A 16577-nucleotide genomic window follows, 5' to 3' on the forward strand; every position below is an offset into this window, starting at 1 on the left:
TTGCGAGGACACCCCTGCCGATGCAAGAAGCCTCGACGCATTACGTTGGCAACAACCCAATATCTTAGCTGGAGAATGTTGGATTCCAGTTCCCTACCCTCTACCACCTTTCCCCACACTCCTTTGACGACGTTGGGGAAGGCATTCTCGCCCAGCAGTGCGCTGAGACGCCCAGCAATTTCGACTTCAATTCCACTCGTTTCATTGATCGTCATGGTTCTGATCCTTTCCCGTTAGATGCCGAAGGCACTCCTGTGAGCCCCATTCGGCCCCAAGCGGCTGCTCTCCGCAGGCGCACCATCCCCGTTGAGCCGCCGAAAGAAAATGTTAGCAGCCCTTGCCTATTCGGCAGTGGCAAAAATGTCCTGATTATCTGGCAGCTGTTTGTACCTCTTGCCCTAGGATTAGTGCTTTTAGATAATGATGTATCGGAACAATATCCATACACTCTTGAGTATACTTCGGTAGCATTAGTATTTTTGTTTCGCTCTACGATTGTACCTAAATCGTATTTTGTAATTACTATGCCCGTAACAACCGCCCATAGTTTACGTCTGGGTGCTACTTATAATATAATTGTTGATATTTTTTAGTTGTCATCGTACAAATCTCAATTTTCGTATCTATCACACTTTCTGGCTAATGATAAATATCTAAGCGTTCCCTGAAGAATCATTTTTACTCGATAGGTAGAAATAAATTCCCCGCGTGTCTCGCGTCTGTCTGCGGTATTATTCTGCTGAGAGGTATATTTATGTTGATTTACAATATATTTCGCATTTGGTTTATGAGGGCCCGTGCACTATAAATAAACGCGAAGGCCGCGGAGTCCTTCGTGAACAAAGAAAATCTCAGATCACGATCTGGCAGTGGTGCAAATTCCTTTTCAGGAAAGCTGTATTGCGAATAGGCGACGCCTATTGGCAGGAAGCCGTGGAGAGATGCGTAAAGATTGTTTCCAGCAATAATTGTCTACGCGTCAGAATTATCTGACAACTTACTGTGGCATCTGAAAACTGTTGTGAATTTTAGTTACGTAGACAAGGTCTTAGTGATTTCTGAGGGTGCAAAAATTGAACAACGCTTCGAAATCTATCTGAACCGAAATATCCCAGACTGGCTAAGGCGATGGATATGTTATGGAGATTTTGGTAAGTCGATATGGGGGCGAGCAAAAATCAGTAGAGTAGTGGGAAGCGAGGCGATGGCGACCGGCAGATCGACATAGCTGGTCATCGACACTTTCTGGAGCGAGGCTTCTGCGACATTCAGGGGACATTCTTGAGCGCTTGGCCAAGAGCGTCGGCACGCGGAACTGGACTCTGACTGAAAGTCTGAAAAGCGCCAGAAGCGTCCCGTAGTCCTTTTCGCCAGCGAGCTCGCGAAAAGGGCATATGACCTTGCTGGGGCGTTCCGCTGCCGAGACACGTGGCGCTGGAATTGAAGTGTCTATTCCCGTCCCCCGAGGCTTAGAATTCCACTGGGTAGCGCGGACTGAAGCGTTGGCCGCTGACGCGAGCGTGCGTGATCTTGTTCGCGAAGAACGATTTCATCGAGACTTCCCGGCTCCGTCCACCGGAAGTGTCGAAACCCCAGAAATACTCGTGGCCCGTACCATCCTTCCTGGCCTTGTAGGCAAGGCGGTAGGGCTCAACTAGCCGCGTAAAGCCGTCATAGGCAATTTCGACCAATTCCATCGCGCGGCCCGCCTGCAGGATCGTCTCGCGAACGTTCGAACCGAAATGGCCAAGTGCTGCATGGGGTGTCCGGACGGACAGTCGAGGCGGTAGCACAAAGCCCCTGTGTCCTGCGCCCGCTCCAGCCAAGGCAGGGCCGGCAATAGCGTCGAATAGCGAATTGATGAGACCGGGGAACTCGGCAAGCACGACATCGAAGCCGAACATACTGATACGCGGAACGGGTAGGGTCTTCCAGAAATCGCTCAGACCGACAAGCGGGCTATTCAGCAAATTCGAGCGCGCCTCATGGGGAGAGTTCTCGAAGATCGATTTCTTGAGGAAGGTTGTGATGACCTCGCTCCGTGACACGCCAAAGCCGCCGCGCAAAACGCCGAAGGCGAGGTCGAAGAGATCGGTCGCCTTGCAGCGGTGCAGCAGGGTCGTCAGCTTCGACGCCAGGATCTCTTCGGCTTTCTGGCACTTCATGGTCTGCGTCAGCTGCGGCGCATCGGAATAGGGGTGAAGGATTCGCCGGGACTGGACGGGAAGAAGAATGCGGTCAAATTGGGTGATGTCGAGCTGCGCCTTCAGGTCGATCTTTTCGTCGTTGTAGAAGCCCCTGAAATACAGGCGCGCTTCGACCGCCTGGACCTCGAAGATGTTCTTGTCCTCGACCACTACCTTGTCGAGGAAGCGGACGCCCGTATTCGCTTCGACGACGCTGATCGCCGCGCGCAACTCCTTCTCGAGAAGTGCCAGTGGTATCGTGCCCGTGGTCGAGAAATCTAAGTCCTTCGAAAAACGAGTGTCTGGTAGATAAGCCTTGCGCAGGCCATTACCGCCCTTGAGAACGAGAGCTTGAGCTAATGCGGGTCGACTGTAGATCGCGTCCAACAGCCAGCCATGGACGTAATCCTTTTCGACATCAGTCGGCGTCAGGCCGTAAGTCTCGCCGACTGTCTCGATTTCCTTGTCTGAGATCATCACGTCCTACTGCAAGCAGAACGACATTTTATACACCGAACATTAAGTGGACAAGGATCAAGGTTTCTATTGCTGAACGCTTCCTCGCCGCCGAGAACTAGAATATGCCGTTTGCGATCGGGTCAGCGTCCGCCGTCAAAGCTGGCGTTCGCGAAAGGCGGCTTCTGACCCCGATGCGGACATAGGTGAGTTCACGACCGAATGGCGGCTAAGCGCTTCAAGTTTGCCGTTCAGCCTGTCAATGGCGCAACCCGAAAGCCGCCATACGGGACGATATCAGCGATGATTGGTGGTGGTGAAGCGATCATGATTCCGGATGAAAACGTGCCCGATGACGGGTCACCCGCCCGGCCTCGCAATTCCCACGAAGCGGTCCAATTGCCTTACAGGACGCGCCAGCAGACCGTTCCGTCACAACGCAATCACGATATAGCTCTCTCAGAGGGGGTGAATCTGATTTGCGTCAGCGGAAGCGTTGCCTACGGGCGACGCTCATCGCTGACCTTCGGCTGAAACCGGGAATTCCCGTGCTGAACCATGCGACGTGGCCGCTATCGCACGTACAACGAACCCTTGGTCACCGCGATGCCTCCGGTCAGTTGGATCACTGGGGCAGTCAGGCGACACTGCCGACCGGGATGAGCTTGTGCCCTGGCGAATTTGCGTCAGATCATATTGATTTCTGGCGCGGTCGCGTCAATGAAGATAGAGAATTACAGAACGAGTGAGGAACAAGACATGGACATTTTGACAAGAGGGCAACGCTCCTCAGTCATGTCCCGCATCAAGGGGCGAGACACCGGGCCGGAGATGCTGGTCAGGCGGGCGGCGCATGCGCTCGGTCTCAGATTCCGGCTGCACGCTGCGAAGCTTCCCGGACGTCCCGACCTTGTCTTTGCCTCCAGGAAGATTGCCCTGTTCGTGCATGGATGCTTCTGGCACCGCCACGAGAACTGTCGTCTGGCCTACTCTCCGAAGTCGAACAAGGAATTCTGGGCCAGGAAGTTCAGCCGTAATGTCGAGCGTGATGGTGAAGTGACCGCTGCGCTCCGCAGTGCAGGCTGGAGGACCGCAGTCATCTGGGAATGCGAAACGAGACAACAGGACCTTGCCGATCGTATTGGCAGGCTCATCATAGGGACGCCGCAATGATGAGGGCCACTCGACTGGCAAAGCTCAATCGCATGGCGGACGGCAGTTCGCCGCGCGTTCTAGAGCTCTGTTCGGGCTGCGGTGGCATGTCTCTGGGTCTTCAGGCAGCGGGCTTCAGTCTTTTGGCTCATGTTGAGAATGATCCGGTCGCGGCCGCGAGCTACGCGATCAATTTTTCGCCGCCGGTAGGCGTGGAAAAGGATCGATGGGCGGCCCCGCGCGACATGATCGAATGCAGCGCGTCCGATCTGGCCGAAGATCTCGGTCTAGCGGAGGTGTCGGGAGAATTCGACGTCCTCGCGGCGGGTCTGCCGTGCCAAGCATTCGCCCGGATCGGCCGGTCCAAGCTTCGCTCGGTAACGGGGGACGAGGATGCCTTTAGAAATGATCCCCGTGCAAGACTTTACCGACGGTTTCTTGAATATGTCGAAGCCGTTCAGCCTGTCGTTATCATCATAGAGAACGTGCCGGATATTCTGAACTTTGGGGGCCATAACATCCCGGAAGAAATCTGCCAGACACTTGACGAGCTCGGATATCACACGAGCTATACGCTTCTGAATGCGGCTTTCTACGGCGTCCCTCAGATGCGGGAACGGCTTTTTCTCATAGCCTACGACCGTTCGATTGGACAACGCCCGACTTTTCCGGACCCGACACACGCCGCCGAACTCCCGTCAGGATATGAGGGCGCTCGCACGGTTGCGCTGAAGTACATCCCTGCGGAGAACTCGCACTTCCATCCGATTCCAATTCCGGCCGCGGACCTCCCCGGCGCGGTCGCGACAAAGGCGGCCCTGTCGGACCTGCCATATATCTCAGAGCACTACCGCGATCCCGGCGAGATGCGTCGGCGCAAGCTCACGGACAAGCTTCCTTACCGTTCCTTCTCAGGTCTTTCCGCGTACGCGAAGCGCATGCGGGCGTGGAAGGGCTTCGAAACAGGCGGGGAAACGGACGGCCATCTTGTCCGGCTCACGCCTCGTGACTTCGCAATATTCCGTCGCATGCGCGCCGGAGCCGACTATCCGCGCGCGCTGCAGATTGCGGAAACGATCTTCGCGGAGCGGCTCGCGCAAGAGAGCCCTCGACCGCGGAAGGGCAGCAAGCGGTGGATCGAACTTCGCAATAGCTGCGTGCCGCCGTATGATCCGGACAAGTTTCCGAACAAGTGGTGGAAGCTCGAGCCGACATTTCCGTCGCGCACCCTGACGGCGCACCTGGGCAAGGACAGCTATTCTCATATTCACTGGGACAGCCGGCAGCAGCGGGTGATCTCGGTCCGCGAAGCAGCTAGGCTGCAGTCCTTTCCGGATGGCTTCCGGTTTGCAGGGGCGATGAATGCAGGTTTCCGACAGATCGGGAACGCAGTTCCGCCTTTACTCGCGCTTTCGATCGGCTGCCATATGCTCTCGCAGCTGGGATCAGCGCTGGGGCGGCTTACGGACGATATCGAGGGGGCTGAGGCAGCCTGACGCGCGTCTCGTCAGGCGTGAATACAGGGGCAGTGTTAGGAGGAGCCGGTCGACAGCGACGCCGCGCTCAAAGGGGATGGGGGCGCTGAATTGAAAACAATGGAGATTGCGCCGCATGCCGGCGCTCTGCTGAAGTCGCTGCGGGGATTTGGGTATTCGCCTGAAACCGCGCTGGCGGACCTTGTCGATAACAGCATCTCGGCCGGCGCGGATCTCATTGAGCTTAGCATCGACTGGAATGAAGGCGATCCGCGCATTGGCGTGCGCGACGACGGCCCAGGCATGTCCTTCGACGCTCTCTGTGAGGGCATGCGTTTCGGCGGAGACGAGGACGTCGAGCGCGGACCTAATGATCTTGGCCGTTTCGGTCTGGGCATGAAGACCGCGTCCCTTTCCCAGTGCCAGCGGCAGACCGTTGTCAGCTGTTACGCCGGCAGTATCAGCAGCATGTCCTGGGATGTTGAAGAGGTCCGTCGGACGAAGAGCTGGTGCGCCGAAGTCGGGAGACTTCCCGAGCCGTTCGAGCATGTCACGATGCCTGGAGATGGGGAAGGAACCCTGGTGGCGCTGGAGCGAATGGACGAGATGGGAGGATTGTTCGGTCTCGACAAGGAGGGCTTCTTCGCGAAGATCAGGGACGTCCGGGATCACTTCGCAATGGTATTCCACCGATTTCTGGACGGCGACGCACGCCGGATCGCAATCACAATCAACGGCAGACCCGTCGCGGCCTGGGACCCTATGCTTCGCACGCATCCGGCGACAAGGCAGCTCGGAGCCGGAAGAGTCGGCAGCGGGGCCCAGGCGGTCCACGTGGCACCGTATGTCCTCCCACATCGCGACCGGTTTGTGAACGAGGCGGAGTTCACGGCCGCCGGGGGGCCTGGAGGTTGGGCTGAACGTCAGGGATTCTACATCTATCGTGCGAAACGGCTGGTCGTCTCAGGCAGTTGGCTCGGCCTTGGCGGCCACCGCGAGTGGACCAAGGACGAAAGCAGTCGTCTCGCCCGGATAGCTGTCGACCTCCCGCAGAGCGTGGACGCCGCTTGGCGCATCGACGTACGCAAAGCGCGGGCACGCCCGCCGGCCGCGCTCCGCGCCCGGCTCGCAGCCATAGGCGGCCAGTGCCGCGAGAAGGCGCGCGAAGTCTTCGCGTGGCGCGGTGGTCAGGTGCGGACACCGCCAGGAAAGACACCATCAGCTCCTGTCTGGAACGAGGAACACAGGTCCGGAAAGCGCCGCTACACGGTCAACAGGGATCATCCTGTAATTGCCGAACTGCTTGATGCCAGCCCCAAGACGAAGAAGCTGGCGCGCGCGGCTATCAGCCTCATAGAGCGCTCCGTTCCGGTTGAGCGCATCTGGCTTGATATCTCGGAGAATGTAGAGTCGACAGAGTTGCCGGAAGCGGTTGACGGTCAGCTGATCGAAGATCTCGCGACTGCCGTCAGCTCGTCACGCTCAGGCGGCAACGTCGAGGACGTACTCGATGCGCTCCTGCGCAGCATGCGTATCGATTCTCCTGCGCTCCGCAAGGCGGTCGTCGATAAGCTGGACGGCGAAAAATGAGCGCCGACGCCGTCCTGACCCTAATCAACATGGCGAGGCAGCTGCTGACATCGACGGATGAGCAGCCCGAGGATCGCGCGGCCATCCGTGATGCACTCGACTCGGTCAGCTCGATCGTTTCCCGTCGCACCGGCCACAGTTTCTCCGACGACGAACTCGAGCGGGCGGTCCGTATGCTCGAAACCGCTTATGTCGTGCAGCAGGGTCATGCGGTCGCTGTCGTCGGCCGGGAGGTTCCCGTCGAATGGTATGTCGGTGACCGCCGCAAGCCTGGGCCGTTCATGGTCCGCTACCTGCAGAAGCTTCAGGAGTATGACTGGCCGGTCCGATCGGTGGATGAGCTGCGGGATAGTACAGCGAGGGTGGTGGAGCTGCTCGACGATCCTCGTCGCGAGGGCCCATGGAACTGGCGTGGTCTCGTCGTGGGCGACGTCCAGTCGGGAAAGACGGCACACTATGCGGGCGTCATCAATCGAAGCGTGGATGCCGGTTACCGGGTGATCATCGTTCTTGCGGGCATGCACAATCTGCTCAGGCTGCAGACCCAGATGCGACTTGAGCTTGATTTTCTGGGTTACGATACGAAACCTGATCAGCAGGACACGGGTCGCATGAAGGCGATCGGCGTCGGCCTCATTCCGCCGGCGCTTACCGCCGGCAGCCTGACGCTTGCGTCGCCGACGGGTGACTTTAATGTGGCGTTCGCACGCCAAGCGAACTTTGCCCCGCTGGATCAGCCATGTCTCTTCGTCGTGAAGAAGAACGCCACGATCCTGCGCAACCTCAACGGCTGGATCGGCAAGCTGCCCGAGGAATTCCGCAGAGCCCCACTTCTGCTGATCGATGACGAGGCAGACCAAGCTTCGATCGATACGAAGGATCAGCCAACGCTCGGCGACGGCAGCTTTGACGAGGACTATGATCCTACGAAGATTAATGGCGAGATCCGCAAGCTGCTGCGGTCGTTCAAGCGATCGGCGTATGTCGCCTACACCGCCACGCCGTTTGCCAACATTCTCATCCATGATGAGCGATCCGCTGAGAAATATGGAGCCGATCTCTTCCCGTCGACATTCATCTTCGCGCTGACACCGCCGGATGACTATTTCGGGCCCGTCGCCGTCTTCGGTACGAATGATGACGTCGTCAATGCCGGACTGCCGCTGATCAGGCACCTGGATCAGGCCGAGGAAGGCTGGATTCCCGACGTTCACGACCGCTTTCTGCGGCCCCGGTTCCGCGACGCCAACGAGCTGCCGCCGTCACTGAAGACGGCAGTCAGGTCGTTCCTCCTGTCCTGCGCCATCAGGGCGGCGCGTGGCCGTCCGTCCGCACACTGCTCCATGCTCATCCATGTCTCGCGGTTCGTCGACGTGCATGATCAGGTTCACGATCAGGTCGAGCGGTATCTCGATGACGTCCGCGCCCGCATTTCCGGGGGCGACGCCGAAACACTGACCGAGCTGGAGACGCTGTGGCGTGAGGATTTCGAACCGACCCGTGCCGAAATATCGGGAACCGTGTTCGATCGCGGGATCGTGCCGGTCGACTGGCCGGCCATCCGTGCAGCGCTTTCGAACTCCAGCGACAAGATCCAGGTGATCGTCGCAAACGGACGTTCGAAGTCCGCCATCGACTATGACCGGTACAAGGACACCGGACTGTCGGTAATCGCCATCGGCGGCGACAAGCTCTCCCGCGGTCTCACGCTGGAAGGGCTCACGGTCAGCTATTTTCTGCGAATATCGAAGCAGTATGACAGTCTGCTCCAGATGGGCCGTTGGTTTGGCTACCGGCGAGGCTTCGCCGATGTATGCAGGCTGTTTACGACCCCGGACATGGAAGACTGGTTCCGCCACGTCGCCACAGCCAGCCAGGAGCTGCGCGCCGAACTCGTCCACATGAGGCTCATGTTACAGACGCCGAAGGACTACGGCCTCCGCGTCGAATCCCACAGCGTCATGAACGTGACGGCACCGAACAAGCAGCGGCATGCCGTGGAGCGCCCGACCGGCTTTGCCGGGGAAGGCAAGATTCAGACCGTCATGTACGCCACCCGCTCCCAGCTCGAGCATAATGCAGGGGTCACGGATACCTTCCTGGAATCGCTCGATCCGCCGGAAGCCGGGACGCAGCGGCCAGGCGGAGGTGGTCATGCCGCAGGTCTTGTCTGGCGCAATGTGCCCGGTGAGCGGGTCGCGGCATATCTTGGCGCCCTCGAACTCCCTCCCGAGAACAGGGAGATCGAAGCGCATCGTCTCGCGGCCTACGTCGAAGGGCAGCTCCGGCAGACCCCTGCCGAACTCACGAACTGGACCGTCTTCGTGCCATCGGGTGACGGCCGCGAAGTCGAGATCGCCGGTCAGCGTCTGCAGAGCACCATCAGACGGCCGCTCACGAAGCGGCAGGTCGCGGGCCGATACATCGTCCGTTCGATCCTGAATCCGCCGGACGAGGCGCTCGACCTGACAGATTCTGAGCATGCGGAAGCGCTGGAAGCAACTAACCGGTCACGGCAGGAAGTGGGCATGGCGGCCGCAGACCGCCCATCCGGCCCGGAAATCCGGCGCATCCGCGGTCGTCAGCCACAGAAGGGAATGCTCATCCTCTATCCTCTCGATCCTGACACGGTCGAGGCGGTGGACACGGCGGGGCCGGTGATTGGGCTCGTCGTGAGCTTTCCCGAAAGTCGCACCGGCAGCCGGAAGTTCTATATCGAAAATACCGTCCTTCAGAAGGAACGGCGATGACGGCGTCGCCGACCGACCTCGATGCACTGTGGTCGCGCCTGGCAGCGTCAGGCGCGGGCCAGCGCCGATTCGTCAGCCTGCGCGTTGATGGCGCGGGCGCGCTCGATGTCCACGCCGCCATCCGCTGCGTTGACCGCAGTCCCTGCCTCCTCTTCGATCTGCCCAACCCGGCCAGTGTCGGTGACGTGGAATTCGAGGTTGGAGGCATGCGCTGTGCCAGAGGCGCGACGGACGACGGTCAGAGCATTGTTCTTTCGCTCGAGGATGGCGCGAGACGCGATCTCTTCGCGACGCTGGCCGCCGACCTCATCGCCCATGCGGCCGACGTGCCGGCAAAGGCTTCGCTCGGGTCGGTCATGGTTCGCCTCGACGCCTGGCGCCTGTTTCTGCGCTCGGTTGCCGGGGGCCTGGGACGCAACGAGATCGTCGGCCTCATTGGCGAACTCAGGGTTCTCCGCGAACTCGTCGAGGCGGACTGCAACCTACTCTCCACGTGGCAGGCGCCGGATGACGGGATTCATGATTTTGAGAATCGTGGCCATGCCCTCGAGGTGAAGGCGACGCTCGGGGCCGGGTCGCGCGTAATTATCTCACGGCTCGACCAGCTCGACGATGCCGGGCTGGAGATGCTTCATCTCGTTCATCTGCGCCTCTACGAGACGCCTCAGGGAGAAAGCATCGATGATATAGCGATGGCCATCGCCGATCAGCTGCCGGACGACCAGATGCGGAGGCTGCTGGAAAATGCCCTGCTGCGACGCGGCCTGAGCCCGGATGATCGGCGCGCGAGAACAGGCTTGCGTACCGCCCTGCAGCAGACGGCGGCGTACCGCATCTTCGGATCATTCCCGCGCATCGTCCGTGCAGATGTACCCTCCGCGATACCCGAGGTATCCTACGCGGTGGAACTGGCCGGGGCAGCGGAGGCGGTCCTGACGTGGCCGGACGTCAGAAGCTCCTTCACCGATCGGGCTTCATGATGGACGATCCGCTGCAGCTATTTGCCGAAGCATTTGCGGCCGATGTCGAGGAAGCTGTCTCCAGCCCTGATGCAACCACGCTGTTCTCCGGCGTCATGTTCACGAAGACGGTCCTTGAACGGCTGGAGGAGGCCGAGCGGCTCGAGCAGGCATTCGATCTCTACCAGGAAGGTCATACCGGACGCGCGGCCTATCGGATTGACGGCTACGCGATCGATGAGGAACGCGGCGCCCTTGAGCTGTACACGACCATCCATACGGGAGAAACTCCGCCCGGACGGATCCCGATGGCGGACATTCGCGCGGCCTATGACAAGGCGCTCCGCTTTGCCCGTGCCTCGATGGAGGGTCTCGCCGACAAGCTGGAACCTTCGAACACCGATGCAAGTGATCTCGCGCGCATGATCGAGCGCGAGGCTGAAAGGATTACGCTAATCCGGCTGGTCCTGCTGACAGATCAGCTGACAGGCCCGACGCTGCCACAGGACGGCGAGTGGGCGGGACGGTTCATCGAGCACGATGCCTTCGACATGATGCGGCTTCATCGCATTTTGGGTGAAGGGGAAACGCGGTCCGATATTTCGGTCGATCTGCGACAGCTAACTGGAAGCCCGCTGCCGTGCCTCCCTGTGAAGCCCGACGCCGGCGGCTATGAGGCCTATCTGACGGTCTTCCCAGGTGACGTCCTTTCGCGGATCTATCAGCGCTATGGCGTGCGTCTGCTTGAGTTAAACGTCCGCGCCTTCCTCGGGATACAGGGACGGAAGAGCGTCAACGCTGAACTCCGGCGTACGATCTCTGAACAGCCGTCCATGTTTCTGGCCTATAACAATGGAATCGTGGCCACGGTTGATGAGATCGAGTTCGAGACCGACAAAGCGGGCAGGTCGATGATCAGCGGTCTCAAGGGGCTGCAGATCGTCAACGGCGGGCAGACGACCGCATCGCTTCACCGGGCGCGCTTCAAGGATGGGATTCCGCTGGATGGCGTCGAGGTGCCCGTAAAGATCATCCGTGTGACGAGCGGGGACCTCGGCGAGATGGTAAGCTCCGTCTCACGGGCTGCGAACCGCCAAAACACCGTGCAGCAGGCAGATTTTTCGGCCAACGATCCCTTCCATCAGGAGGTCGAGGCGCTCGCGAACAATTGCTGGCTCGAAAGCGGGCGCGGCAGGTGGTTCTACGAGCGAGCTCGCGGATCTTACCTCGCCGCAGAGCAGAAGGCATCGTACCGCGCAAAGGACGATCAGGCGTTCAGATCGCAGACCCCTCGATCTAGGAGACTGAGCAAGCTCGACCTCGCGCGCTACCTGAACACCTGGACGGGCCTGCCATACCGTGTGTGTCTGGGTGGCCAGAAGAACTTTCAGTATTTCATGCAGCGTCAGAAGGATCAGCCGCCGCCGCCTCCTGACGAGGCGTGGTTCCGGCGCCTCATTGCCATCGCTCTTCTCTACCGTGCCGCCGAGCGGATCATCCGCCAGATGGTGTTTCCAGCGTTCCGGGCCCAGATCGTCGCCTATCTTGTCGCCGGACTCTCCTATCGGACGGGTGGGCGCCTCGATTTCGAGGGCATCTGGCGGCGTCAGTCGATCACGGCGGAACTGGAAGAACTGATCCGGGCATGGGCGCCGGGCATCGATGAAGCGCTTCGAACGACCGCCGGTCAGCGCAATCCCGGCGAGTGGTTCAAGCGCGAAGAATGCTGGACCGCCGTCCGCGAGCAGCTCCCGTCGCTGTACGACCCCCTTCCGCCCGAACTGGCAAGCATGGCCATGACTTCAGCCCCAGGCGAAGCTGGCGCAAAGGCTGCCGGGCAATCCGTGCTGTCGGTCGAGGACCTTGAGCGGATCCGACGGTGCATGGAGATCGACAGCGCGACCTGGCTGCAGGCTGCGGAAGTGGGGCAGCGTACCAAGGTCATTCACTGGAAGACCGCAGGCATACTTCGCACGCTGGCGGGCTATGCGGCCGGCCGCTGGGAGAAGCAGCCGTCAGTAAGGCAGGCGAAACCTGCGCTCGAAGCCCTCCAGACCGTTCGAACCTCAGGCATACTCAATCAGGGGAGCGGTGATGACTGAAACGCCCCCACCAGGAGGGTGCTAGATGGCGAAACCACCGGGCAAGCGTACTTGGCCGAATGGAATGCCGAGGCGGATCGACTCCCACTTCGACCGTCAGCTAATTGCAAGGGCGGCACCTGGAGTCCTGCCTGAAAGACTCCCGATCGTGCATGCGACGGCATCAACACCAGCGAAGGAGATTATCCGGGCCAAGAAGCTAATAACAAAGCGATGCCCGGTGTTCGACAGTGACTTGATATACTTCTTTGTGCTCAGGCCCGCATATCGCAGCAAGTTCGGCGACAAGCCTTCGCATCAGATGTCCCGTTTTCCCGTCACCTTCATTTTGAAACCCGAAGCGGTTCACGATCCGCGTCATGTCTATCCGTTCGACACCGGCGGCGCTGCCACTGGTGCGTTCACAAAGCAGGCCGACAAATATGTAAAGCTGGAAGACTATGCGCTTTCGCCGACCCACGCGGCTGCGACAGGTCATATCGGCTGGGCCTTCAGCTCGCTCGACGCCTATTTCGAAGGTCGTCTCAAGGACGGCATTCAGGATGAGATCAAACCGTTCGAGGACGTCGTCAGCGGATTTGTCGATGTCGCCCGCATGGGTATCGAAGGCAGCAACGATCATGATCGTCGCGCTTCAACGGTCGAGCTCGCGGCATCCCATGATGTCGATCTTGTCGGCAACGTGCTCCTGACGATCGCTCCAAAACAGCTGCTTGAAGACAATGACGCCCTGAAAGCCGAGCTCGACAAGGTTGGCGGTGACATCAGGGTGTATGACTGGCAGCCGAACCGTGCTCCGGACGAATTTCAAAAAGACATCCTCCGGATCAGCAGGGAATGGTACCGGAAGAACGGAATCATGCCGTGAGCGAGACTGACAGGGGACCGTTCAGGCTGTGCGGATACGTTCCGCTCAATGAAAACGGCTTCGCGCTGCCGGCGTATGCAGCTCATCCAGGCGCCAACGCCTGGTATGCCGCGATATCGGATATCGATGGCGACCATCTCGCACGCATTCGCTGCTTTGAGCTGCTGGAGGATGAGGACGTCCTCTCGCTCCCGGATACGGGAATCGAGGTCTCCGTCGGTGATCCCTGGCAGGACGTGTTTCTCTGGAACGGTCGCGCCTATGCCGGGACGCCGCGGCAGATTCTGCACAGTGTCGAGGCTTGGCGTGACGATCTTGAAGCAATCGTCCCAATTTCGTTTCTCGACCTCCTGCTTGCGGCCGAAGCCCCAACGGCGTCCAAGCTCTCCGCGTCTGTTCTTTCATTTCTTACTACCCAGCTTGGTGACGCGCTGGCGGCTGACACCTTCCAGGAAACGGTGCTGCGCCCCGGCATTCTCCTGGAGATCCGGCGTCATCTTCACCGACATGATCCAAAACTCGAGCTGGCCAGCTCTGCCAGGAGCTTTTCCGTAACGGAGGGATTGCCAGGATCGTTTCACGTCGAGCTGGCCCATGGAACGTCGGCCCTGCTCGGCGGTGACGTCTCCGCCGACGAATTAAGCGCTTCGATCGGACGTCTTGGTGACCTTCTGGGCATTTCAGTCAGGACGGTCGGTCTCGCCGCAGCGCCGGACAAGTCGCACGCTGAACTTGAAAACGCCCCGGCCGTCCCGCAGCCAAAACGGCCTCAACATCCTTTCGAACAGGCGGGTTCGACGAAGAGGATTCCGAACATACTTGTGATCGCCAGCGATCGACGGGCCGCGCAGATCGCTCGCTACTTCGAGCCGCCGGGAGAGATGGCATTTGGTTCGGATGCCATCTGGGATACGGGGCGCTATAAGGTCGAAAAGACCGGGGCTGCGGGGGATCCTATGCTCCGCGACGGCGACGCGATCTTCCATGTTTCCGATGGCGTCTCGACCAGTGCTGCTCTGGACGGGTACGATCTGGTTGTCTGGCTGGCCGGCAACGAAACACTTCAAGACGAATCTGCGCACGAGCGCATCGGCAGGTTGGCTCGCGCAGCCGGACGTGCTCCCTTCCTGCTTGCGCCGGCTCCACCATCCGATGGCCCCTCGTTCCTGTCCGATCCGGAGGGGTTGTCTCGAAGACTTCTGCGCGAATGCAGCGCGGTGATCGACACCACGGTCGCCCGTTCTCCCTTCTGGGCGGGTCAGCCGAGGCGATCAATTGACAGACGGATCGCGGATATCGTCGTAACGGTCGCACTGGCGGCCGTGCTGGATGACCGGCTTCGTCAATCCCTCCGGAGGGGACGGGGTGCGAAGCGCCCCACCGCACTAACCTTCATTGGCGCCGGTGAATTCACTGTAGAGCGGAGCACCGCCTCGGAGCTAAACGCCGCAGGACTATTTGAAGGAACCCGGGAAAGATCTGACGGAGAGCACGTTCAGTTCGAGCTTCGGGATAAATCCGATGCGCGGTTCCGCAATGCCTTCATCGAGCTGCAGCCGCTCCGCGAGGACTTTGAACGCTTTGCCCGGGCCGCTGTGGCAGAGGCACTTGGCCCAGGGGGACGCTGGAGGGATATCAGCAGCCTGCGCTTTGAAATTCCCCCCTCGGTCAGACAGACACTGGATCATCCCGCGCTTGCGTGCGCCATACCGCCACCTACCATCGAAGGCAGGAGCGTCATCGTCACGGCCGAAACGCCGGACCTGACCGCGCTTAGAGAAGCCACGGTGTCCGGAGTAGCCATCGCGCGATATACGGACACGGGGACTATCCGTACCCTTCTTGACGGATCGCGGGCGCGGTTTGACCTGCCTGTCGAGATCCGGATTCCGAGACTTCACCGCTATCCCCGCAACCGCGGCCTCGCCACTCGGGGGGTTGATGCGCGGGATGTGATCCGGATGAGCGAGACCCGCTGGCGAGAACTGCATGACGCATATCCTCAATCGGAGCTGGCCGGTCAGGAACGGCGCTACCTCGCTGCGATCGACACGCGCGGCATAGATTCCGATCTGGTGCTGCCCGTGCCCGCCGTCTGGAATGCGGTGAATGCCGGCGATGCGCTCGCGCGTCAGATTGTGGAACTTCAACCGAAATTCAAGGAAGAGCGCAAGATTGAAGGGAAACGCATCGGAGACCTGATCGCGGCATGGTCGTGGCCTGCCGACGATGTGAAGCGCTGGGTGATTGAGGACGGCAGAATCCCGGTCGAATTGAGCGTCCTGGAATTCGGCGAGGTGCCGGCGCAGCGGCTGTTTCAGATTGACGGTGACGGAGCCGTCCCGGTCTTTCTGATGTCGAGGATCTTTGCTGTCTGGGCACGGGCGCTGCTTCCTAGCTCGACAAGCTGGGCATCTCGCTTTCAGGTCAGCAAGACATTTGACGCCTTTCCCTTTCCACTCGGCCTCTCGGTGCGTCCCGGCGAAGGCGAAAGCCCGCCGCAGCTCCGCCTCTCCCGATCGGAGCCACGCTGGAATGCTATGGCTGAACAGCTTGGTGATGAGGCTCCGGCACTCGCCGAGCTTGTCGAGGAACGCGGGCGCGACGAGATCCACCTCCGACGCCACCCTCTGATGTGGGAGATAGACCGCCTGCTCCTTGAGGAGTTCGAGCTCTCCAGGGAGGCCACCGATCTCGATATTCTGGAGCGGCTGGTTGAACGTAACCGACAGCATGATTGAGCGGTGCTGCATTGAAGACGTGCGTAGGCGCGCGCGACGAGTTCCTCCTCGCTGCTACCGCCCAGAACCTCAGAAGATTGGCATAGGGTAAAGGAAACACTGTAGGTAGCGAGACCCGAAAACTGCGGCAAATCTGGTCGGATTAATCCGACCAAGAGCCATGCTGCCGTCCCGGCAACGACTAAATCAACAATATCGGCGCAAAGCTGCGCTTCATCAAGTTCTCGATTTCGACTGGACTTCACCCTGTAAGCAAGCATTGGTTAGCACCGCAGGTTCAACGAAAGCCCTGATCTCC

Annotated in this window: 9 protein-coding genes; 8 read left to right on the forward strand and 1 reads right to left on the reverse strand. The window is 59.8% G+C overall.

Annotated elements, in window-relative coordinates; translation table 11 throughout:
• Nucleotides 1-1469 precede the first annotated feature (1469 nt).
• Nucleotides 1470-2663 carry a nucleotidyl transferase AbiEii/AbiGii toxin family protein gene (locus DBIPINDM_RS14115; RefSeq protein ID WP_258589261.1) on the reverse strand — a complete coding sequence of 398 codons (1194 nt, stop codon included), beginning with the start codon at nt 2661-2663 and terminating at the stop codon, nt 1470-1472.
• Nucleotides 2664-3401: 738 nt separating this feature from the next.
• On the opposite strand from DBIPINDM_RS14115, the gene DBIPINDM_RS14120 reads away from it, so the two are divergent.
• The 8 genes from DBIPINDM_RS14120 to DBIPINDM_RS14155 all read left to right on the forward strand — a co-directional run bounded on the left by DBIPINDM_RS14120 (nt 3402) and on the right by DBIPINDM_RS14155 (nt 16279).
• Nucleotides 3402-3815 (forward strand): very short patch repair endonuclease, encoded by a 414-nt coding sequence (locus tag DBIPINDM_RS14120; RefSeq protein WP_258587833.1) that lies wholly within the window; start codon nt 3402-3404, stop codon nt 3813-3815.
• Nucleotides 3812-5290 (forward strand): DNA cytosine methyltransferase, encoded by a 1479-nt coding sequence (locus DBIPINDM_RS14125; protein ID WP_258587834.1) that lies wholly within the window; start codon nt 3812-3814, stop codon nt 5288-5290. Before DBIPINDM_RS14120 ends, DBIPINDM_RS14125 begins: the two co-directional genes overlap by 4 nt.
• A 99-nt stretch (nt 5291-5389) precedes the next feature.
• A complete protein-coding gene (locus DBIPINDM_RS14130) occupies nt 5390-6859 on the forward strand; it encodes an ATP-binding protein (RefSeq protein WP_258587835.1) in 1470 nt (489 codons plus the stop codon).
• Nucleotides 6856-9609: a Z1 domain-containing protein gene (locus DBIPINDM_RS14135; RefSeq protein WP_258587836.1), complete on the forward strand. Its 2754-nt coding sequence runs from the start codon at nt 6856-6858 to the stop codon at nt 9607-9609. The genes DBIPINDM_RS14130 and DBIPINDM_RS14135 overlap by 4 nt, the downstream gene beginning before the upstream one ends.
• On the forward strand, nt 9606-10589 hold the full coding sequence (locus DBIPINDM_RS14140; RefSeq protein WP_258587837.1) for a PD-(D/E)XK motif protein: 984 nt from the start codon (nt 9606-9608) through the stop codon (nt 10587-10589). The genes DBIPINDM_RS14135 and DBIPINDM_RS14140 overlap by 4 nt, the downstream gene beginning before the upstream one ends.
• A complete protein-coding gene (locus DBIPINDM_RS14145; RefSeq protein WP_258587838.1) occupies nt 10586-12670 on the forward strand; it encodes an AIPR family protein in 2085 nt (694 codons plus the stop codon). Before DBIPINDM_RS14140 ends, DBIPINDM_RS14145 begins: the two co-directional genes overlap by 4 nt.
• 25 nt (nt 12671-12695) lie before the next feature.
• A complete protein-coding gene (locus tag DBIPINDM_RS14150; protein ID WP_258587839.1) occupies nt 12696-13538 on the forward strand; it encodes a hypothetical protein in 843 nt (280 codons plus the stop codon).
• The gene (locus DBIPINDM_RS14155; RefSeq protein WP_258587840.1) at nt 13535-16279 is read left to right on the forward strand and encodes a hypothetical protein; all 2745 of its coding nucleotides are present in this window, start codon (nt 13535-13537) and stop codon (nt 16277-16279) included. Before DBIPINDM_RS14150 ends, DBIPINDM_RS14155 begins: the two co-directional genes overlap by 4 nt.
• The last annotated feature ends 298 nt before the right edge of the window (nt 16280-16577 follow it).

Origin of the sequence: Mesorhizobium sp. AR02 (genome assembly GCF_024746835.1) — a bacterium.
GTDB lineage: Bacteria > Pseudomonadota > Alphaproteobacteria > Rhizobiales > Rhizobiaceae > Mesorhizobium.